This window comes from Helicobacter sp. 23-1048, assembly GCF_053654545.1.
Window position 1 is genome coordinate 142,749 of the sequence record NZ_JBSIUT010000003.1, and the last position, 20,453, is coordinate 163,201.

The 20,453-nt window shown below is 40.0% G+C and carries 18 protein-coding genes; 1 reads left to right on the forward strand and 17 read right to left on the reverse strand.

The window, feature by feature from the left end; translation table 11 throughout:
• Positions 1 to 101: 101 nt before the first annotated feature.
• The 13 genes from ACWIWK_RS08800 to ACWIWK_RS08860 all read right to left on the reverse strand — a co-directional run bounded on the left by ACWIWK_RS08800 (position 102) and on the right by ACWIWK_RS08860 (position 13,104).
• Positions 102 to 2,309 (reverse strand): NADP-dependent isocitrate dehydrogenase, encoded by a 2,208-nt coding sequence (locus tag ACWIWK_RS08800; RefSeq protein WP_454152427.1) that lies wholly within the window; start codon positions 2,307 to 2,309, stop codon positions 102 to 104.
• 181 nt (positions 2,310 to 2,490) lie between these two features.
• Positions 2,491 to 4,863: a TonB-dependent receptor domain-containing protein gene (locus tag ACWIWK_RS08805; protein WP_454152428.1), complete on the reverse strand. Its 2,373-nt coding sequence runs from the start codon at positions 4,861 to 4,863 to the stop codon at positions 2,491 to 2,493.
• A gap of 367 nt (positions 4,864 to 5,230) precedes the next feature.
• Entirely contained in the window at positions 5,231 to 5,680 is a 450-nt protein-coding gene (locus ACWIWK_RS08810) for a hypothetical protein (protein ID WP_454152429.1), read from the reverse strand.
• Between the two features lie 139 nt (positions 5,681 to 5,819).
• Positions 5,820 to 6,287 carry a thioredoxin-dependent thiol peroxidase gene (bcp, locus tag ACWIWK_RS08815; RefSeq protein ID WP_454152430.1) on the reverse strand — a complete coding sequence of 156 codons (468 nt, stop codon included), beginning with the start codon at positions 6,285 to 6,287 and terminating at the stop codon, positions 5,820 to 5,822.
• Entirely contained in the window at positions 6,287 to 6,976 is a 690-nt protein-coding gene (locus ACWIWK_RS08820; protein ID WP_454152431.1) for a Bax inhibitor-1/YccA family protein, read from the reverse strand. Before ACWIWK_RS08820 ends, bcp begins: the two co-directional genes overlap by 1 nt.
• A gap of 61 nt (positions 6,977 to 7,037) precedes the next feature.
• Positions 7,038 to 7,580: a hypothetical protein gene (locus tag ACWIWK_RS08825; RefSeq protein WP_454152432.1), complete on the reverse strand. Its 543-nt coding sequence runs from the start codon at positions 7,578 to 7,580 to the stop codon at positions 7,038 to 7,040.
• Positions 7,581 to 7,627: 47 nt separating this feature from the next.
• Positions 7,628 to 8,611 (reverse strand): tryptophan--tRNA ligase, encoded by a 984-nt coding sequence (gene trpS, locus ACWIWK_RS08830; RefSeq protein WP_454152433.1) that lies wholly within the window; start codon positions 8,609 to 8,611, stop codon positions 7,628 to 7,630.
• A gap of 15 nt (positions 8,612 to 8,626) precedes the next feature.
• The gene (gene acpS / locus ACWIWK_RS08835; protein WP_454152434.1) at positions 8,627 to 9,010 is read right to left on the reverse strand and encodes a holo-ACP synthase; all 384 of its coding nucleotides are present in this window, start codon (positions 9,008 to 9,010) and stop codon (positions 8,627 to 8,629) included.
• A gap of 17 nt (positions 9,011 to 9,027) precedes the next feature.
• A complete protein-coding gene (locus ACWIWK_RS08840; RefSeq protein WP_454152435.1) occupies positions 9,028 to 9,612 on the reverse strand; it encodes a flagellar basal body-associated FliL family protein in 585 nt (194 codons plus the stop codon).
• A 95-nt stretch (positions 9,613 to 9,707) separates the two neighbouring features.
• Positions 9,708 to 10,376: a 16S rRNA (guanine(966)-N(2))-methyltransferase RsmD gene (gene rsmD / locus ACWIWK_RS08845; protein ID WP_454152436.1), complete on the reverse strand. Its 669-nt coding sequence runs from the start codon at positions 10,374 to 10,376 to the stop codon at positions 9,708 to 9,710.
• A gap of 12 nt (positions 10,377 to 10,388) precedes the next feature.
• Positions 10,389 to 12,281, reverse strand: a complete 1,893-nt coding sequence (locus tag ACWIWK_RS08850; protein WP_454152437.1) for a primosomal protein N' — start codon at positions 12,279 to 12,281, stop codon at positions 10,389 to 10,391.
• A 38-nt stretch (positions 12,282 to 12,319) separates the two neighbouring features.
• Positions 12,320 to 12,883: a hypothetical protein gene (locus ACWIWK_RS08855; protein WP_454152438.1), complete on the reverse strand. Its 564-nt coding sequence runs from the start codon at positions 12,881 to 12,883 to the stop codon at positions 12,320 to 12,322.
• Entirely contained in the window at positions 12,880 to 13,104 is a 225-nt protein-coding gene (locus ACWIWK_RS08860; RefSeq protein WP_454152439.1) for a hypothetical protein, read from the reverse strand. Before ACWIWK_RS08860 ends, ACWIWK_RS08855 begins: the two co-directional genes overlap by 4 nt.
• A gap of 91 nt (positions 13,105 to 13,195) precedes the next feature.
• On the opposite strand from ACWIWK_RS08860, the gene uvrB reads away from it, so the two are divergent.
• Complete coding sequence (gene uvrB, locus ACWIWK_RS08865) at positions 13,196 to 15,202, forward strand: excinuclease ABC subunit UvrB (protein ID WP_454152440.1); 2,007 nt, start codon at positions 13,196 to 13,198, stop codon at positions 15,200 to 15,202.
• Between the two features lie 26 nt (positions 15,203 to 15,228).
• On the opposite strand, the gene ACWIWK_RS08870 is transcribed toward uvrB, so the two are convergent.
• The 4 genes from ACWIWK_RS08870 to ACWIWK_RS08885 are packed head-to-tail and all read right to left on the reverse strand — an operon-like array spanning position 15,229 to position 20,360.
• Positions 15,229 to 15,861, reverse strand: coding sequence for an Rrf2 family transcriptional regulator (locus ACWIWK_RS08870; RefSeq protein ID WP_454152441.1), 633 nt, complete (start codon positions 15,859 to 15,861; stop codon positions 15,229 to 15,231).
• 47 nt (positions 15,862 to 15,908) lie between these two features.
• Positions 15,909 to 17,543 (reverse strand): MFS transporter, encoded by a 1,635-nt coding sequence (locus tag ACWIWK_RS08875; protein WP_454152442.1) that lies wholly within the window; start codon positions 17,541 to 17,543, stop codon positions 15,909 to 15,911.
• Positions 17,540 to 19,375, reverse strand: coding sequence for a cytochrome P450 (locus ACWIWK_RS08880; protein WP_454152443.1), 1,836 nt, complete (start codon positions 19,373 to 19,375; stop codon positions 17,540 to 17,542). The genes ACWIWK_RS08875 and ACWIWK_RS08880 overlap by 4 nt, the downstream gene beginning before the upstream one ends.
• Positions 19,368 to 20,360, reverse strand: coding sequence for an AfsA-related hotdog domain-containing protein (locus tag ACWIWK_RS08885; protein WP_454152444.1), 993 nt, complete (start codon positions 20,358 to 20,360; stop codon positions 19,368 to 19,370). Before ACWIWK_RS08885 ends, ACWIWK_RS08880 begins: the two co-directional genes overlap by 8 nt.
• Positions 20,361 to 20,453 lie beyond the last annotated feature (93 nt).

The following is a 20,453-nucleotide window of genomic DNA, read 5'->3' on the forward strand; positions in this document are numbered from 1 at the left end:
TTTAATTTTCATCTTTGCCTATTTTAAAAATCATAAGCGCAGAATCCTGCGAATTTAGGATTCTGCGAAGTAGTCAGAAATCGTATTAAAAGAAGTCGCGCCTATTTCTTAGCGATTTTTTCGATAATCGCGTTAAATGCCTTGCTTGGGCGCATTATGGCGTTGCATTTATCATCATTGAGTTTGTAGTATCCACCCAAATCCACTTTAACGCCTTGTGCGCCGTTAAATTCTGCGCGGATAGACTCTGCGCTAGATTCTAGCTCATCTGCGATTCCACCAAAAAAGCTAGAAATCGCAGAATCTTCGCTTTGATTTGCCAACGCGCGTGCGAAATACATTGCGAGATAAAAATGGCTTGTGCGGTTGTCGTCCTCGCCTACTTTGCGTGAGGGGGCTTTGTTGTTATCGAGCCATTGCCCTATCGCACTATCTAGCGCAGTTGCAAGCACCTTTGCTTTGGCGTTAGTATTGCGCTGTGCGTAAAATTCTAGGCTTGCTTGCAATGCTAAAAACTCGCCCAAACTATCCCAGCGCAAGTGATTTTCCTCCACAAGTTGCTCGACTTGCTTTGGCGCACTGCCTCCCGCACCTGTCTCAAACATCGCCCCGCCATTTAGCATAGGGACAACGGAGAGCATTTTCGCACTCGTGCCAAGTTCTAAAATAGGGAATAAATCGGTGAGATAATCGCGCAATACATTGCCCGTAATGCTTATGGCGTTTTTACCTGCGCGGATTAGTTTTAGCGATTCTAAGCACGCCTCTTTGGGCGCGAGAATCTCCATAGATTTGCCCTTTTCTTTTAAGCGATTACGCACAATATCAGCCATTATTTTGTTGCTAGCCCGCTTCTCATCAAGCCAAAAAATCGCTCTATCACCTGTGAGCTCGGCGCGCTCGATACCTAAATCTATCCAATTTAGCACCGCGTCAATTTTGGCAAGATTTGCGCGATAAATATCACCCTTGCGCACTTTGTGGCTTAAAAGCGCGTTACCACTCTCATCTACTATGCTAAACTCGCCATCGCTTAGCGCGATGAAAGTTTTATCGTGGCTGCCGTATTCTTGTGCCTTTTTTGCCATTAGCCCGACATTGCTGACACTGCCTAGCGTTGCGGGATTTAGTGTGCCATTAGCGTGCAAATCCTCTATCACGGCTTCATAAATCGTAGCGTAGGTTTTATCAGGGATTACCGCGTTGGTATCGCATTCTTTGCCATCTTTGTCCCATAGTTTTGCGCCGTTTTTTAGCATAGCAGGCATCGAGGCATCGACTATCACATCGCTTGGGATATGCAGATTTGTGATGCCCTTGTCAGAATTTACCATTGAGATTTTGGCGGATTTTGCAAGGATTTCGTTATAAAGCGCAAGGATTTGGGCTTTTTTAGGGCTAGATTCTATCTTGCTTAAAATCTCTGCCACGCCGTTATTTGCATTCACACCAAGCGCGTTTAGCTCATCGCCAAATCGCTCAAAAATCTCGGCAAAATACGCTTTTACCGCGTAGCCAAAAAGCACAGGGTCGCTGACTTTCATCATCGTGGCTTTGAGGTGGAGGGAGAATAAAATATCTTGCTTTTTGCAGACTTCAATTTGTGCCTTATAAAAGTCATAGAGCTTCGCACTATCCATAAATGTGGCGTCTAAAATCTCATCTTTTTCTAATTTGAGATTTTCTTTTAGTGTGGTTGTGTTGCCATTTGCGTCTTTAAAGATGATTTTAGCGTTTGTGGGTTTATCGATGAGAGCGGCTTTTTCGTTGTCGAAAAAATCGCCATCTTTCATATAGCTCACAATGGTTTTGGAGCTTTTATCAAAGGGAATCACGCGGTAAGGGTTTTTGCGTGCGTAGTCTTTGACGGCTTTTGTGCTTCGCCTATCGGAGTTTCCTGCGCGAAGCACGGGATTTACCGCGCTTCCTAGCACTTTTTGGTATTTTTCTTTGATTGCTTTTTGGGCGTCATCTTTGGGCTCATCGGGGAAATCTGGGAGCGCATAGCCTTTACTTTGAAGCTCTTTAATCGTGGCTTTTAGCTGTGGGATACTCGCTGAAATATTTGGGGTTTTGATGAGGTTGCAATCGCTTTGTTGGACAAGTTTGCCTAATTCAGCGAGGGTGTCAGGCACTTTTTGGGAATCTTTAAGCAATTCTGGGAATTGCGCTAGCACGCGGGCTGATAGCGAAATATCGCTCGTTGCCACCTCGATATTTGCGTGGTTGCAAAATGCTTTTGCGATAGGCAAAAACGAATAAGTCGCTAGGGCTGGGGATTCATCGGTTAGTGTGTATGTGATTTTCATTGTGTGTCCTTTGGGTTAAATTTTATCTTTAGGATATAACAAAAATTCTAACTCAAGGCAAAATTTGTTTTACTTTTTGTGTGTATTAGTGAGATTTTCTCACATTGGTATGAAGATTGGAAGTCGCTTAACATATTCTTGCAACGCTAGATTCTAAGCATTGCAAGAATATGTCTATACATTAAAAGTCCATTTGCATAGAGACAAAGTATCGCCGACCTTCACGGATAAAGTGGTAGTTGTTTTCATAAGTTGGCGTTTGTGTCGCACCATTAGTGCCACTATAAGTGGTATAAGAGAAATAATCTACAAAGTTAAAATCAAGTAAATTATACGCAGCAAAATTGAGTTTTATATTTTTGTTTGGCTTTATATACAATCCTAAATGTAAGAGATAGTAGGGCTTGTAAAAGTCGCCATTGCCGTTTGTGCGAATGGAATTATTAGTTAAGGTTTGATTTGCATTAGAATCTATTAAGTTGCGATTTATCCCACTTTTTGCCTCCCCTCGAAAATACGCGCCAAAATACCTACTATCATAATGCAGGCTTGCATTAAAGTTATGCAGGGGAATATCTGCCAAGCTTAGTCCTATTTCACTTTTATCTTCTGCTTCTACAATCTCGCTTTTATTAAGCGTATAGGCACTTTTAAGACTTATATCTCCATAGCCCACACTTATAGGTTTAAGTTCTGCAGAGATTTCTAGTCCATAGAGATGGGAGCGTGAGACATTCTCATAGAAATTGCATCGTCCATTATTATTTGTGCCCGGGTGGTTGGCGAGATTACACAACACACCATTTGGCATAAGCACTCCAGCAGTAGTGGCATCAAAGTTTGTAGGGTATCTATCAATACGGTTTTTAAAGTCAATAAAAAATCCCGTGAGGCTTGTAGCCACATAGTCATTATCGCTAATGAGTGAGAGTTCGTAATTAAGCGAAGTTTCGGGTTTGAGATTCTCATTGCCGTAGTTGTAGTTGCGCCCACGCCCGCTGATATTTACCACACTATTTGAGAGGTAGCTTAAATTTGGCGCACGGTATCCGCTAGATACACCCCCTTTAATTACAAGCCAATCATCGATAGCATTGACACTAAGGTAGATTCTGGGGTTTAGATTTATTCCATAGCGTGAGTTGTAATTCACTCGTGCTCCAGCAGTTAAAAATACTCTATCATAGAGCATTAGCTCACCCTCGCCAAAAATCGTGCCTGTGTGTTGGTCTAGCAATGCTTCTCGTCCTAGTGCTTGGGCGGCTCTGTCATTAAAGGCGTTGTAAGTGTAGTTTGCTCCAGCAGTAGCGTTTAGTCCCAAGTTCTGCGTGAAAGCAAAAAACATATTGGTTGTGTGTTGCGCGATTATGTCTGTATTTTTTAGCTCTCGGCTATCGCCTTGCACTACGCCATTATTTTGTTTTAACCCATTGGCATTATTTGGTGTGCCAGCAGGGAAGAAAGTTTCTGCTAAATAGCGATTTGGATTTGTTAAAAGATTGTATTGTAAGGAATTATTGATATGCAGGCTTTGCAAGATTCCACTAAGGCGTGAAATATAATACCCATCGTGGTTAAGCAAGGCATTAAAGCGATGAATATTATAATCTTTGGAATATCCGTTGGTTGTAGGGCTTGGCGTTTGGTTGCCTATCATTCCTAGCGAGTTATCATTAAATAATCCATAATAATCTACATCAACATAAATGCTATTAAGTGGATTGCCTTGAGGGGTATATTCAGAATCTTGCGTAGATTGTGGGAGTTGTAATGTGCTTTGTGCCCAGCTAAGCCTAGCACCAATGTTATATTGTTCCCCCTCCGTTAGTCCAGCGATTTTTACGCGTGTGCCTTCAGCATTATCAGGGAAACTTGTGAGGTTATGTGGGCGCACCAGATTTTTATGCGCTACTCTACCACGCAGAGCTAATCCCCAATTTTTTGCGTCATTTAGCGGTCCTGCAGTGTAGAAATTAACGCCTTGCGTGTCGCCAAAGTATTTAGATTCTTGGAATGTGTAATCTAGTCCTATGCTTGCGCCCCATTTGGTATAGGATTTTTTGGTGATGATATTTACTACGCCACCTAGTGCATCTGAGCCATAGAGCGTAGAAGCGGGACCCCTTATGACTTCAATCCTTTCAATCGCGCTTAATGGAGGCATAAAACTCGCAGTAGTATCGCCAAACCCAGCATTTGGGATAAGCGCGTCTCTATTGGCAGGATTTACGCGTTTGCCATCAATGAGGATTAGCGTATATATGGTTGGTAAGCCACGAATAGAGATTCCATAACCACCGACATTAGAAGTCGCTACTTCAGATGAAACTCCCGGGATATTTTGGATAGCTTCGCTTAAATCACGGGTAGGGCGCGTAGCGATTTCTTGTGGAGTAACTACGCCAATACTCGCAGGTGCAAGCGTGTATTCTTGTTCGTGTCCGCTAGCTGTAACGACTGATTTTTCTAATCGCACTTTGTCTTTTGGTAAAGTTGGCGTAAGGGTTGAATGAGATTGTAAATTAGGAGAATCTAAATCGTTTTGAGAGAGCACGAGTGAGGCATTATTTAATATTTGCCCCCCCCCCCATAAATGCTTTTTACTAAGGTTTTGCTTTCTTCAGCAAAGGCAGAATTTATAAAAATAAATGCTAATATAGCATTTATCAATGCTTTTGTTTGCATTGTTACTCCTTTTAATGATTGATTTTGTATGCTTGAAATTATCATTACAATAAAATAATGATAATAACTTGTGAATTATGTATGGAATTGTATAAGCTTTATTCTTAATAATTGCTTAGAAGTGCAATTTTTATACGCTGTATGTATAAAAAAACAAAGGATTGCGCGCAATGGATTAGAAAAGTTTTGATAGATAATCCTAGTAGATTTTATGAGAATCTACTAGGAAAAGAGTCTTATTCTTTGTTTGTGAGAAGACCTTTGATTTTTTCTTGGAATTCTGATGAAACTATGTCAAGTCCCAATGTGTTTGCATCATCAAGTGTAACATTATAAGTAATGCCACCCAAAACTTCGTTGCTTGCTCCACATTTTACTATTTTTTGAGCTTCGATAGTAATGAAGTTGCTTAGTTTTTCTACTTTTGCTTCATCACTCACAGTTGCTCTAATAGCTTCTACATCGATACCTTCTGCAGCTTCGCTTGCGACAGCATCAAAATCTTTGCTTGCTTGCTCTGCTAGCGCACTTGCCAACAAGCCTTTTACCTCTTGGCTATCGCACTCTGGGAGAGATACCTTTTCAACCTCAGTCGCAGGAGCGTTCTCATCTTTTTTTTCTTTATCGCCACAAGCCACAAACAAAGCCATAAAGCCAGCCAATACAAACAATGTAACCTTTTTCATTATTTCTCCTTTATATAATGAATATAATCGTGCCTTTGCACCCAAACTACTTGCCTAAGCAAGAACCTCTAAACCTATAAAAAAATGTATTGTAGCATATTGTAGTAAGATTTCAATAAGTATTATTTATTTTTTGATGTTATAAAGATTGCAAATCGTCTAAAACCTTTTTGGCGTGGTCTTTGGCGCGGATATTGTAGTAAGTTTTGGCAATATTACCATTGCTATCAATGATAAAGGTAGAGCGAATAATGCCTAGCACTTTTTTACCATACATCATTTTTTCCCCATACGCACCATAGGCAGTGGCTACGCGTTTGTCCTCATCACAAAGTAAAATGTGTTTGAGTGATTTTTGATTGATAAATTTTTGATGAGAGTTTTGGTTATCAGGGCTTATGCCAATTACCACACAACCAAGTGCTTCAAAGCTCGATAAAAGTGCTGTGAAATCTTGCGCTTCTATTGTGCAACCGGGTGTATTGTCTTTGGGGTAAAAGTATAAAACAATGGTTTTGCCAGCAAAATCATCAAGCCCAACTTCCACGCCACTAGAATCTAGCGCACGGAAACTTGGGGCAGGATTGCCAACTTTAAGGGTTGGCATTAGTCTCTATTTCCAAGAATACCAAAAATTTGGAGGAGCGAGACAAAAATGTTATAAAAATCAAGGTAGAGCGAAATCGCAGCATCCACGGGGCTAGAATATAATCCACGAATGATGTTTTGTGTATCATACGCCACATACATACTAAACAATATCGCTGCAGCTCCCGCGATAATTGCTTGGAATCCCATATCCATAACAAAAATATTCACAATCGAGCAAACCATCACAACAATAAGCGATATAAAAAGCATTTTGCCCATACTTGCTAAATCTCGTTTGGTCTTAATGCCATAAATGCTCATCACACCAAAAATAATGGTAGTCATAGCAAACGCTGATACCACACCAGCTGAGCCATTTACCATAAGCACGAAGCCAAGTAAAGGTGTAATTGCAAGCCCTGTAAGAAATGTGAAAACAAAGAGCATTGCAATATTAAGTCCGGGCTTAGAGCGAGAAAACATAAGCCCAAAGAGAGCTGCGATTTCTGCGATAAAAATCACCATTCTATTTTGGACGACCATTTCAAAGTTCATAAACCCAACAAGTGCACCGATTGTAGCGATGAGCAAGCTCGCACCAAAGAATTTGTAAGTGGTTTTTACAAAATTTACCAACGCAGAATCTCGCGCTTGAGCTACTGCACCGACATCAACTCCTGTGTAATTTCTATCATATAAAGCCATTTTTAACTCCTTAATAATTAAAGTTACGCTGTCATTGTAATGTATTTTTGTAAATGACGCGTCATTTTGCATTCCTAATGATAAAGGCAATGTTTTGCTTTAATAGATTCTTAATTTTTTCGTCATCTATATGTTTTTTCCCCTCATCAAAGCCAAAGTATCTATCCACTCTCACTTTAAGTTCGCCATTTGAGTGTTGGGTGAGCGTTTTATTCCCCTCCACAAACTTAATAACAACTTTAGATTCCAAAATAGCTTCGTCTTCGCTTTTTATGACATTTATGTCCTTTGTCCCGCTTGCGAGGCTAAGGGCATAGCTCACTTCAATCTTTGCTACTCCTTTTGCATTTTTAGAATCAAACACAAAACAATTTGAACGCTCTAAGCTCTCTTTTACAAGATTTTTAAAATCATTAAGCGCGTAGTATTTTTGTGCATCGCTAATGGCTGTGATGTTTTTTTCATCAAAAGCAATACTACGCACAGGATTCTCGCAGGTTGGGATTGTTACTTCTGGGAGTGTGGGCTCTTTTGGCGTGCAAGCACCAAAAAACAATGCACCAAGCACGCAAAGGCTTAACGCAGGCAGTGTGATATGTTTCATCGTAATCTCCTTGTTATTGTAAATTTAAAAGTGTATTATACATCAAACTAGATTAACCCCACAAGTTTTTTGGCTTTTGTATAAGTGGCTTGTGCGATAGGGCGCACTTTATCCGCGCTAGATTGGAGGATTTGCTTGATATGCGCGGGTTCTTTTATGAGGGCATTGTAGCTTTCTCTTATGGGGCGTAGAGATTCTATAATGAGCTCACTAAGCGCGTTTTTAAGCACACCATATCCCTTGCCTGCGAAATCCTGCGTAATTTGCTCTCTTGAGCATTTACTAAAAATCTCATACATACACAGCAAGTTATACAATCCAGCGCGCGACTGGTCAAAAACTATTTCACTTAGAGAATCTGTCGTAGCTTTTTTAATTTTACGCGTAATCACTTCGGGGCTATCAAGCAAGTAAATAGCGTGGTTTTCCCCCTTGTGTGATTTACTCATTTTGACTTGTGGGTCATCTAGTCCCATTATCCGTGCGCCAACCTTTGTGATAAGTGGGTTTGGAATCTTAAAGCATTCTCCAAAGTCGCGGTTAAATCGCTCTGCCACATCGCGCGTAAGCTCTAAATGCTGTTTTTGGTCTTCACCCACAGGGACAAAATCCGCATTATAAAGCAAAATATCCGCCGCCATAAGTGCGGGGTAGTTAAACAACCCAACGCTAATGGTCTTGCTTTTCGCACTCTTATCTTTGAATTGTGTCATTCTGCTCATATCGCCCATTGGGATATTGCAATCTAAAATCCACGCCAGCCCTGCGTGCTCATCAATTTGGCTTTGAACAAAAAGCATAGATTTGTTTATATCAATCCCACAGGCAAGCAACATTGCAGCAAGTGCGTAAGTTTTAGATTCCAATTCTTTTGGGTTTTGGGGCATTGTTATGGAATGCGAATTAGCGATAAAAAAGATATTTTCATACATTTCTTGGGAATCTACCCAATGCTTTATCGCTCCTAAATAGTTCCCTAGATGAATGTCTCCTGTGGGCTGAATGCCTGATATAACGCGTTTTTTACTCATTGATTTACCCCCACTTTAGCGTAATGCCACGCAAGCAACGGCATATTTGCTTTCGTGCGTGATACTAAGTGCAATGTGGCTAAACACAATCTTTGCGCTAAAATGTGCATTTGCTCTATCACTTAAAGTAATGTGCGGCGCGCCTTTAGAATCAATGTGTATGTGCATATCTAAAAATCCTAATTCCTTGCTAATCCCGCAGCCTAGTGCCTTACTTAGGGCTTCTTTGGCGGCAAAAAATCCAGCAATACGAGAAAAATTATATGATTTCACGCTGTCTTTATGTTTTAGACAGAGTGCAACTTCCTCATCACTTAAAAATCGCTTCAACCCCCGCAAACCAAACTTAGTTTCCAAGTTTTTTAAGCGAGAGATTTTCACTATGTCAATGCCTAGCAAATATTACCCTTAAAGAGTTATCCAATTAAAAAATGCGTGAAAAAGATATTTTTGATACTTCCATCAATGAGAAGTTCGTTTAGTCGTTGCACGATTTCATCTTTTACTCTATTTTTGCCCTTTGTTGTGGCGACTTCCTCTACGGACTTAGAAGAGAGAATCTCAATAATCGTATCAGAGATTATAGGGAGCTTTGTCTCTACTTCTGGCTGTGTTTCTGGTTTGTCAAGCTCGATACTTACTTTGACGATAAGCACTTTTTTGCCCGTTTGTGTGAGGAGATTTATTTTGAATCCATCTTTATCGCCCACTTCAAGGATTGGTCCAATCTTGCCCCAATCCGAACCTCTTCCACTTACCACACTGCTCGTAGCGACTTTTGTCCCAGCTTGTTTGTTTGGCTCTGGTTGTGGTTGGACTTCCTCCACGACAGCTTCGTGCTCCGCTGGTGGATGAGATTCTTTGTTTTGTGAGAGGACGAGCACTATCAAAAGCGCAATGAGCAGTATAAGGACTACCGCTACACCAATAACCACAAATAAAATGGTTTTGTCTTTTTTAACGGCTTGAGTTGCCGCTTGTTCTTTTTGCTCTTCAGCCATAATGTCTCCTTAAACAAATTTGAGTGTCAATGTGTCGTGTGCAAACTATCAAATCCCATTCCCACAAGCACATAATTTGGATAAAGTAGCGTGATTTACATTAAAGTGTAGTATGAAATCGTGCTTTTTCCAAATTTTTTAGCGCGAATTTTAACATACTTTCCTAGATTTTTTGGCAAATTTATAATGCTAATGTGCTCAAAGGCAATTAAAAAGATGTGAGGATTGTGCAATGCAGTGATACATTCAAAGCATTGTTGCTCTAGCTCTTGCATTCCTTTGCGCGTGAAAAATGGCGGGTCTAAATACAGTAGGGTTTGACTTTGCGTGTTTTGTAGCATTTCAAACGAATGAAAGAAACTTTGTTGGACAATATGTGCGCTTTGGGTTTTTTGTGTGAGATTCTTAGTATGTATGGAATCTAATCGCGCCAATGCTTTATTAAGATTAAGCTCTAGGATTTGGGCGATTTGTGGATTGATTTCATAAAATACTACCTCTTTTGCACCACGACTAAGTGCCTCTATACCCATTGAGCCACTTCCACCAAAACCCTCGATAAATACGCAATCTACAACTTGATGTGCGATAGTATTAAAAAATGATTCGCGCAAAATGCTTTTTGTTGGGCGAGTGAAGGCTTTGGGCGGGAGTTGCAATCGCAAGCCCTTTAGCGTGCCTGAATGTATGCGGATTGTTTGTATATCGCAAGATTTGAGCTTTTGGTTGCGTTGTGTGAGGGGTTTTTTAGATTCTAGGTTCATTTGGTTTATACCTTATATCGTGCTTAATGGGTCAATATCAATCTCAAAAGGGAATCTAAGGGCATTACTAATATGTCTTAACGCACTTAAGAGACTCTTTATAGAATGCGTGCGTAATAAAATATTATGGCGAAATTTCCCCCCAATTTTGATAATATCAGAGGCTTTCGCACCTACAATCTCAAAAGAATCTTTATGGTTAGCAAGATAGTTTTCTAAAAGTTTTTGTGTTTGTTGCATTCGTTGTAGGGAAGTTTGTTGCGCTTTATGTGAAAAACTGATATTTGCTAGTCGCATAAATGGTGGATAGCACTTTGGGCGTGTGTGTAATTCATATTCTAAAAATGTTTCATAATCATCTATAAAGCGTTTAAAAAATTCTTCATTAAGCGTTTGGATAAATACTTCGCCATTTTCCTTGCGCCCCGCTCGTCCTGCGATTTGCTCTAATAAGCTCATCGCCCTTTCATTTGCGCGGAAATCAGGCATATTAAGCACATAATCAATTCCCACAACTACGGATAATGCGACATTATGATAGTCGTGTCCTTTTGAAAGCATTTGTGTGCCAACAAGAACATCAAGTTTATGTGCGTTAAAGTCTTTTAATATACTTTTAAGCTTTGTGTGTGTGGTAATGCTGTCCCTATCAAATATCCCAATTTTTGCATATATGGCAGAATCTGCAAGATTTTGTTTGAGCTCTTTAGTGAATTCTTGCGTGCCGATTCTGCGACTTTGTAGATTTGTGCTTTGGCATTGTGGGCATTGATTGGGGATTGTTGTCGTGTAGCCACAATAATGGCACATTAGCGCGTTTTTGTCTAAATGTAGGCTCATATTGACACTGCAAAAGGCACATTGCACGCTTTGCGCGCATTCTTGGCAAAAGAGTGTTTTAAAATGAGCGCGAGTAGGGAGAAACACAATAACTTGTTGGTTATTTTTAAGTGTTTGGGCAATTTTTTGGACCATAGATTCACTAAGTGGTGGGTGGTGGCTAAAAATATAGCTTTTGTGATTTCCAAAATGTCGCCCCTTAAGGCGAAAGAGCGTTTGTGATTTTTTAGCATTGCTATAAGTGCTAAGGCTTGGTGTGGCAGAACCAAGCAAAACTTTGATTTGACTATGCTTGCCAAGATAAAGGCAAATATCACGCGTGTTGTATCGTGGTGTGCTTTGGGATTTATACGCATCATCGTGCTCTTCATCGACAATAATAAGTCCCAAATTATTCATTGGTAAAAAGAGTGCAGACCGTGCGCCTGCGATGATTTTTATCTCATTAGATTCTAATTTAGCTAAAATCTCTTTTTTGTTTTTTGTGTTTATTTTTGAGTGCCAGATTCCTACCCGTTCGCCAAATACACTCTTTAATCGCATTTCAATTTGTGGCGTGAGTGAAATCTCAGGCATTAAAAAAAGCGCGGTTTTCCCCGCTTGTAGCGTTTGAGCGATGAGGTGCATATACACTTCTGTCTTGCCACTGCCTGTATCGCCAAAAAGCAGGGTATTTTGATTGTTTTGCGTGAAGTGGAGAGCTTGGAGTTGCTTTGAAGAGAGTGTATTTAGGTTGGTAAAATCTTGCTTGATTGCTTGTTTTGTGTGGGAATCCGTGTTTGCCAATGGTGTAAAAAGCGAAAAACTTTGAGAAAAAGAACAGCAATAATACTGCTCGATAAATCGTGCGAGGATTTTTTGGTGTGGCAAAAAGTGTATATTTGCTTTTATAGCTTGTTTGCATTCAAAGTCTGCACTCTCACAAGGTGCGACAAAAATCCCCAAGCACGAAAAATCCTTAATCTCTATATGAAAAATATCACCAAATTCAGCATCCGTGGAGACTTTATAAGTTAGTAATGGAGAGTTTCTGCCAATTGGTGCGATGAATCCAAGTGATTGCACAAAGTTTCAACCTCCTTACATTACTCAAATATTGAGAGTTAGGAAGTTTGTGCGTTTTGATTCTTTTTAAGCACAGATTCTAAGGCTAAATCAAGAGACTCCATAGGGTCTAGCTCTGCAGAATCGATTTCATCGAGGGCATTTATAGAATCTTTAAATTCCGATACATTGAGAGGCTTGAAATCTTCCATATTGGTCGCGGGTGTCAAATGTTGCAAATCTGTTTCATCGTAAGGCATTTGATAACCTCCCATATCTCGTGTATAAGATACTCCAACTTGTGTGTTTTGATAAGATTCTTGAGTGTTTTGCAACACATCAATCTCACCACACAAGCTCTCCAAAGTATCGCGGATTCTCGCGTGCTCCTGAGTTTTCCACACATAGGCTTGAAGCAAGTCGAGTATATCGACTGAGCGTCTGCGCCCATTAGTGTAAAAAAAGTTGTATAACTCATTTTTCACACTCAACGGATAGTTTTTAATCGTAAGCGCAAGCAAGCTATTATCTAACAAGATAGGGAGCTCGTCTTCGTATTCGTCCTCGCGCCTAGCGTTGTGTGTGAGAGAATTATACGCACCAGATTCTGTAAAATCACTCATCTAAGACCCTCTTCAATTCTACTAAAAAGCTCTTCGATATTTGTCTTTTGCAAGCCAATACTCTCATAGAGATTTGAGATTTGCTGTTGCTTTGACTCATTTTCTGCACGAAGTTTGCTTACTTCAAGTCGCAAAGATTCTATCTCATCTTTTTGAGAGGCTATTTTACGGAGCATTTGCTCGATTTTCTGTGAAAGCCTATCCATAATTTGAGAATCCATTCTTTGTCCTTAAAGTTTTTTAGTAAAATAGCAAATTATAACACAAGCAATCAATTTTGCAACATAAAGTTTTAATTTTTGTGAGGATATTATGGAAAAGTTTCATTTACAGGCAAGTTTTTCCCCATCAGGCGACCAGCCACAAGCTATTAGCAAAATCACGCAAAGTTTCTCACAAGGGGCTCGATATGCCACGCTTTTAGGCGTTACAGGCAGTGGCAAGACATTCACTATGGCAAATATCATCGCCACACTCAATATGCCAACACTCATAATGACGCATAACAAAACCATTGCAGCCCAGCTTTATAGCGAGTTTAAGGGCTTTTTCCCGCGCAATAAAGTGGAGTATTTCATAAGCCATTTTGATTACTACCAGCCCGAAGCCTACATTCCGCGCAGGGACTTATTTATCGAAAAAGATTCGAGCATAAATGACGATTTGGAGCGATTGCGCCTAAGTGCGACTACTTCGCTACTTGCGTATGATGATGTGATTGTCGTGGCGAGTGTGAGTGCGAACTACGGGCTAGGCAACCCCGCTGAATACCTCACAATGATAGAAAAAATCGAGGTAGGCGAGTCGCGCAACCAAAAAGAGTTTCTCATAAAGCTCGTAGATATGGGCTACACGCGCAATGATACGGCGTTTGAGCGCGGGGAGTTTCGCGTGAGCGGGGAGGTGGTGGATATTTTCCCAGCCTATAATGAGAGCGAGTTTATCCGCATAGAGTTTTTTGGCGATGAGGTGGAGCAAATCGCGGTGTATGAGGCGATAGAGCGACAAAAGCTAAAAGTGCTCGATTCCTTTGTGCTGTATGCGGCAAATCAATTTATAGTCGGGGCAAATCGCCTAAGCGAGGCGATACATAATATCGAAGTGGAGCTTGATTCTCGACTTTCAGAATTTAAAGCGCAGGGCAAAGAGGTGGAATACCAGCGATTAAAAGGACGCACGGAGTTTGACTTAGAAATGATACGCGAAAGTGGAATCTGCAAGGGCATCGAAAACTACGCAAGACATCTCACGGGGAAAAGGGCAGGGGAGACGCCATATTGCCTACTAGATTATTTCGAGCAAAAAAATAAGCCCTATTTAGTCATAGTCGATGAGTCCCACGCGAGCCTGCCGCAATTTGGCGGAATGTATGCGGGCGATAGAAGTCGCAAAGAAGTGCTTGTGGAGTATGGATTTCGCCTGCCTAGCGCGCTAGATAATCGCCCGCTAATGTTTGAGGAATTTATCCACAAAGCCCCGCATTTTCTCTTTGTTTCAGCCACGCCCGCACAGCTTGAGATTGAGCTTAGCGGGGCAAATATCGCCGAGCAGATTATCCGCCCCACAGGACTGCTTGACCCGCTTTATGAAGTGCGCGATAGTGGCAATCAAGTGCTTGATTTGCTCGATGAAATCAAAGAACGCGTAGAGAAAAAGCAGCGCGTTTTGATTACCACGCTTACTAAAAAAATGGCAGAAGAGCTGACAAAATATTACAGCGAGCTAGGCATAAAAACGCGCTATATGCACAGCGACATAGACGCTATCGAGCGCAACCACTTGATACGCGCTCTGCGGCTTGGAGAATTTGATGTGCTTGTGGGGATAAATCTTTTGCGTGAGGGGCTTGATTTGCCCGAAGTTAGCCTCATTGCGATATTAGACGCGGATAAAGAGGGGTTTTTACGCAGTGAGACAAGCCTTATCCAAACGATGGGGCGGGCAGCGCGAAATGTGGAGGGCAAGGTGATTTTATACTCGGCTAAAGATAAAAATGGCGAACTCACTATTACAGGCTCTATGAAGCGGGCGTTTGAAATCACAGAGTATCGCAGGGGCAAGCAAGAAGCCTACAACAAAGCGCATAATATCACCCCAAAGGGCGTCTCACGCAATGTCGAAGCCGAGCTAAAAATCGAATCAAGCGGTTTGTCGCATTTGTATGAAAGCGGACGAAAAAAAGGCGCGAAAATCCCCAAAAGCGAGCGAGAATCTATCATAAAAGAGCTAAAAAAACAAATGCTACAAGCCGCTAAAAATTTAGAATTTGAAGAAGCCGCACGACTACGCGATGAGATTGCGAGGATTAAGGCTATTTAGTGTTACATTTAAGTATAAAAAATAGATTAGATTTCGTTCATTATATCACTTAAAGCCACGCTTGCGAGGTAGGATTCTAGCACTTTTTGCGCATCGGCAAAGCGAGAATCTAAAATGCTATGAATATGCTTGCCAAGCGGGCAGAGTGTGTTTGGATTTGCGTGGAAGCGAAAAAGTTGATTTTGGGTTAGATTTGGGGCTGGATTTTGCACTAGATTTTGGCTTGCTAGATTTTTATTTTGACTTAGATTTTGGGCGTTTTTAGATTTGCTCGCATTTTCACTTAATACTTTGTCTTTTGTTGCGCTTGATTTACTCGTATTTTTATCCGCGCTAGCCTCGCTTAACTCGTTTGTTTTAGTCGATTGCACGGCGTTAAAAATATCTAGCAAACTGATGTCTTTTGCAGTTTTTGCGAGTCTCGCCCCACTGCCTCCGCGCCGTGTTTCTACTAGCCCAGCATTTTTGAGATTTGCGATAATATTGCGGATTATCACGCTATGTGCGCCCACAGATTCCGCGAGAGCTTCGCCCGTCATTGGCTTGCAATGCTTTTTTTGCTTCGGGCTTTTTCCCGCGTTAAATCCAGAATCTTCATTAAAAAATTCCAAACACATACAGATATGAATAGCAATGCTAAAGCGCGATGGGATTTGCATTTTGCCCCTTTTTGAAATTTAGCGCGTATTATACTCTATTTTGCGAACTATTTTCGCGCTAAAAGCCTCCATAAAATCGCGGTTAGAATTATGCAAAAAATCCCTAAAATCCCTAGCGTGCAAGAAAACGAGTTTATTAGATTTTGACTTTGCGCAATAGAATTTAGCGCAAAATCGTGCGTAAAGATTTGGGAAAACAACGCTATTAGCGCGCCATAGAGTGCCACACCCACCGCCTCGCTTCCAAGCCGAAAGCAATTTAGCACCCCTGCGGCAAAACCACTTTTGCTAGATTCTACGCTGCTAAGGGCTAGATTGTCAATCGCGCCTGCGTGCAAGCCCATACCCACACCTACAATAAACAACACTAATGCAATAAGTCCAAAGCCCAAAATCTCATTAAAATCGCTAGCACACCGCACAACCACAATAAGCGCAAGTGTCCCCAAACTCATCATTAGCGACATTGCAAAACTTAAGATTTTGGGCGTATTGCTAGATTTTGCTTGCGCTAAAATCTTGCCAGCGATAATGGGACAAAAAAGCATAGGCGCGGTTAAAAAGAGCATAAAAACTCCAGAATGTGCAGGCGAAAATCCAAAGACGCGTTGCAAAAACTGCGGAAAATAAGTCAAAAGCACTACAAAGCTAAAGCCAGCCACCACACATACGAGAGTAAAGCCAACAAACCGTGCATTGCGTAGAGTGCTAAAATCTAGCAGGGGAAGTTTGCCTTTTGCGTGCAAGTGCTTTTCATACGCTCCAAAGGCGATGAGCGCGACAATGCTAAGGATAAAAATGCCTAGCGTGAGCGGGCTAAAAATATCGCTAATGCGCGTGATAAAGAGCATAAAACTAAAGAGAAAGACGATAAAAAGCGCAGAGCCGAGCGTATCAAATCGCTTCTTAAGTGCTTTGTTTTGCGCGGGATTTTGGGCTTTAAATTCTGACTCGGTAGGATTTTGCGGAGTTTTATGTGTTTCTTGCGCGATGCTTTGAGTGTCTTTTGGCAGCATAGGGCTTAAAGCTAGCACGACAAAAAGCACAAGGAAATGAAAGGCAAAAATACTTCGCCAAGAATCTTTGGTGGGGATTTCAAGCCCTGCGATTGAGACATTTGCAAACGCGTCAATCAAAAGCCCGCAAATCGTGGGGCTAAGGGTAATGCCAAGCCCAGCCGTAGTGCCAAAAAGCGCGAAAGCCTTAGCGCGTTTATCCTCGCTAAAGGTTTTGATGAGAATTGACGCACCGCAGGCAAACACGCTCGCCCCGCCAAGCCCCGCGATACCTCGTGCAATATCAAGGATTAGCAGATTTGGTGCAAGTGTGGAGAGGGCGGAGCCTATGAGGTAGAGCAACACACCTAAAATAAGGCATTTCCTCGCACCAAATCTATCTGCGAGCGCACCCCAAATGAGCGTAAAAGTGGCAAAACAAAGATTAAAGCTATTGACTACCCATTGCAAAAGCGCGCTAAATGTAGCGTTTTGTGTGCTTATGCTTAAATAATCCGCCATTTGTGGCGTTTGCAAAGTGTGGCTAAAACTTTGTGCGATAAATTCTAACGCGATAGCCGTGCCAGAAATCGAGCTAGGCACGACAAACACGGCAAGTAAGATAGTAAGCAAAATAAGATTTTGCGTTGTGTTGCTTTGATTTTGGTGATTTGCTGTGGTATTCATTTGGTCTCCTTTAGGTTTAAGATTGGGATATGTTTAGGGCGGTGTAATATAACTCCATTATCCCATTGAATAGGGATTGTGTTATCAAGTGTGATATTTGGTAGGTGCGTTGCTAGCTCTTGTAAGATGATTTGTAATTCCAGCATTGCTAAATGTCTGCCCATACAGCTATGTTTGCCATATCCAAATTGTAAATGCTGTTTGTTTTTTCTAAATGGATTTATTTGTAATGGTTTGTGAAATATAGTTGAATCTCTATTTGCTAAAAATACATCTGCATACACTACGGAATGTTTGGGAATGATATAGTTTGCTAGTTGTATATCTTGTGTGGCAAGTCGTGGGAAAGTCGAGGTTGTGCCTAAATTGGTTAGCCTAAATAATTCATTGATAATATCTTGTGTTGTTTCTTTTTCTATCTTTATAAGTTCCCAAAAAATAGGGAAATACAATATTGCATAAATGATTTTAGAAACACAAGTTAATATATTTTGATACCCTCCAAGAATAGAGCCAAGCAATAATCCGCATAATCCCTTATCATTTAGTGGTGGATTTGCTTTGTTGCTCGCTTGTAGCCAATACCCAATAATGCTATTCGTATCAAAAATTCTTTCTGCACTTAGTAAATGCAAAATATATTCATACAGTTCTGTAAAATCTCTAATAAGATTTTCTTTATCGTTATGGTTGGCAATTTGAATACTTTTTGTAAGGGGTTTTAGCGTATGTTTATATTCTGCTAAATCAATACCCACGAACACAGAATTTATCTCAATGATAATATCATCTAAAATTTCAAATAAATCAAAAGATTCTAGCATTGCAACATTTTTAAGATGTTTGCAAGCTATGTTTGCTATGGTCGATTTGAAAAATTCTAAATCATTAAGAGAATAACCACTCATAGCAATTTTTTTTGCTCTGTCGTGTTGCGCTCCATCTAAATTTAGCAATAATTCATCTGGTGTTAGTGTTGGCAAGACGCTTGCTTGATTAACTTGATTTAGAGGTTTCCTAATGCAAAATTTACTTGATAAAATATTTCTCACATCATCATAATTTGTAATATGTAGCACCTTATGCCCACTCAAAATTTCTATAATTTCTGGTGTTTTGTCTTTGGCTCGAGAGATTATCTTATACGCTGGCACAAAATCATAATTCGGTATATTTGTAATTGAGGGAAAATCAAAATCTATTTTTTCTCTCAAAGCAATAATGGTTTGTGCATTGTTAGCAAAACAAATACTATCCCAACCTATATTTTTTGCTACCAAACAATTTTCTTTGACATCGTCAATTAAAATATTTTCACAAGGCTGTGTTTTACCTATTTGTTGGGCTATTTCAAAAATTTCTATATCAGGTTTTCTGTAACCAAATTTACAAGAATCTACTATAAAATCTGCCTCATTATCAAGCTGAATCATTGTCCTCCAATGAGATTCCCATTCAATAACATTATTTGTTAAAATGCCTACGCTATATCCTTGCTTTTTTAATTGCTTAAAAAGCCATATCATTATCTTGTTTGGTGCTATTTCACTAAACCATTGCGCACCAAAATGTTCTAAATCCGCTTTTGTTGTATCTAGTGTTGGGTAGATTTTTTGCAGAGATTTTCTTACTTTTGCTCCCCATTCTTTTTGTGTTATTTTGGCATTTTCGATTGGGGCAAGCATTGGCATACCCAAATCATTAGCAACGCTACTCATAGCTTCTTTTAACTGCTGTGGCAAAATACCCGTTTTTTGATAATATATGTCAAAAATTGTTTCTATTGGCGGGGATAGGACACCACCAAAATCAAACCATACAACCTTAATCATTATCTCCCCCCCCCCCCATTATAAATTTCACGCTGGATGAAACGCTATGTAATTTTGCAGATTTAATGACTATATCCATTGATATTTCACTATCCTGTAAGCATATATGTTCTTTTGACACATAACAAATATTAGGATTATAAAATTCGCAAAAATTTTTAAATTCTACTTGTATGCTTTTAAATTGTAATTTTGTCGGCTTACAATTAAATACCTTAGCACAAGTAGCTATACCAAATTGTTTGATTGCCTCTATAATCAAAATGCCTGATATGTGGTCTAAGGGATGGTCAAAAAAAGCTGGGTGAGTCTTATCCGCAATGATTGTTGCTTGAAAATAATTTGTGCATTCCAAAAAATTCCCAATAACAACATTTGAAATATGTTCTTTACAAACAATATCTTTTAGAATGGGTTTTATCTCTAGGTTGGCAGAATCTTGCTGTTGTGAAATGCGCCTAAGTTTATCCCACATTTTAGGAGCAACCCAAGAAAATTTCATTGATTTGCAAGCATATAATTCTTGGTCTATATATACCATCATATCGATTTCAAGCCCGCATAAAGAATCCTTTTTTGTTTTTTTGTTTATGACTTTTGTATGAATGATTGCTTTATGCTTATCTATGTTATTGGCGGGTTTGTGTCCTAGATATTGCGTAAAATTTGCGCTATCAAATATAAATTTGTAATCAAAAGAAATGGCGTAGAAAATGTGTGCTATGTAGATAGAAACTTGCCTGCAAACTTCTAAGATAAGCGCACTATCATAGAATTGCGAGCGAATTGGAACATCATTATAATAAAAATGTGTCTTTGGCAATAATGCGCTTATAAGAAAACAATCATTTGCTACTTGCCTTGAGTCTGTCAAAAATACTTCGCTTAAAAAGGATTTATGAACTAATTCCTTACATATAGTTTGACTAAAATTAGGACTCCATTGCTCTATCAAAGCAAGTGGCTTTTCTCTTCGCATAGTCATAATTTTCCTTTGAATTTTTATTGTAATATATTATATTATAATACTAAAAAAGTCAATAGCTTGAAAAATTTTTCAAACTAAAACGAGATAATT

Excerpts from the sequence above, each read along its gene's own strand:
- ACWIWK_RS08800 (WP_454152427.1), bottom strand. The coding sequence starts at position 2,309 with ATGAAAATCACATACACACTAACCGATGAATCCCCAGCCCTAGCGACT.
- ACWIWK_RS08810 (WP_454152429.1), bottom strand. The coding sequence starts at position 5,680 with ATGAAAAAGGTTACATTGTTTGTATTGGCTGGCTTTATGGCTTTGTTT.
- bcp (WP_454152430.1), bottom strand. The coding sequence starts at position 6,287 with ATGCCAACCCTTAAAGTTGGCAATCCTGCCCCAAGTTTCCGTGCGCTA.
- ACWIWK_RS08820 (WP_454152431.1), bottom strand. The coding sequence starts at position 6,976 with ATGGCTTTATATGATAGAAATTACACAGGAGTTGATGTCGGTGCAGTA.
- ACWIWK_RS08825 (WP_454152432.1), bottom strand. The coding sequence starts at position 7,580 with ATGAAACATATCACACTGCCTGCGTTAAGCCTTTGCGTGCTTGGTGCA.
- trpS (WP_454152433.1), bottom strand. The coding sequence starts at position 8,611 with ATGAGTAAAAAACGCGTTATATCAGGCATTCAGCCCACAGGAGACATT.
- ACWIWK_RS08840 (WP_454152435.1), bottom strand. The coding sequence starts at position 9,612 with ATGGCTGAAGAGCAAAAAGAACAAGCGGCAACTCAAGCCGTTAAAAAA.
- rsmD (WP_454152436.1), bottom strand. The coding sequence starts at position 10,376 with ATGAACCTAGAATCTAAAAAACCCCTCACACAACGCAACCAAAAGCTC.
- ACWIWK_RS08855 (WP_454152438.1), bottom strand. The coding sequence starts at position 12,883 with ATGAGTGATTTTACAGAATCTGGTGCGTATAATTCTCTCACACACAAC.
- ACWIWK_RS08860 (WP_454152439.1), bottom strand. The coding sequence starts at position 13,104 with ATGGATTCTCAAATTATGGATAGGCTTTCACAGAAAATCGAGCAAATG.
- uvrB (WP_454152440.1), top strand. The coding sequence starts at position 13,196 with ATGGAAAAGTTTCATTTACAGGCAAGTTTTTCCCCATCAGGCGACCAG.
- ACWIWK_RS08870 (WP_454152441.1), bottom strand. The coding sequence starts at position 15,861 with ATGCAAATCCCATCGCGCTTTAGCATTGCTATTCATATCTGTATGTGT.
- ACWIWK_RS08875 (WP_454152442.1), bottom strand. The coding sequence starts at position 17,543 with ATGAATACCACAGCAAATCACCAAAATCAAAGCAACACAACGCAAAAT.
- ACWIWK_RS08880 (WP_454152443.1), bottom strand. The coding sequence starts at position 19,375 with ATGATTAAGGTTGTATGGTTTGATTTTGGTGGTGTCCTATCCCCGCCA.
- ACWIWK_RS08885 (WP_454152444.1), bottom strand. The coding sequence starts at position 20,360 with ATGACTATGCGAAGAGAAAAGCCACTTGCTTTGATAGAGCAATGGAGT.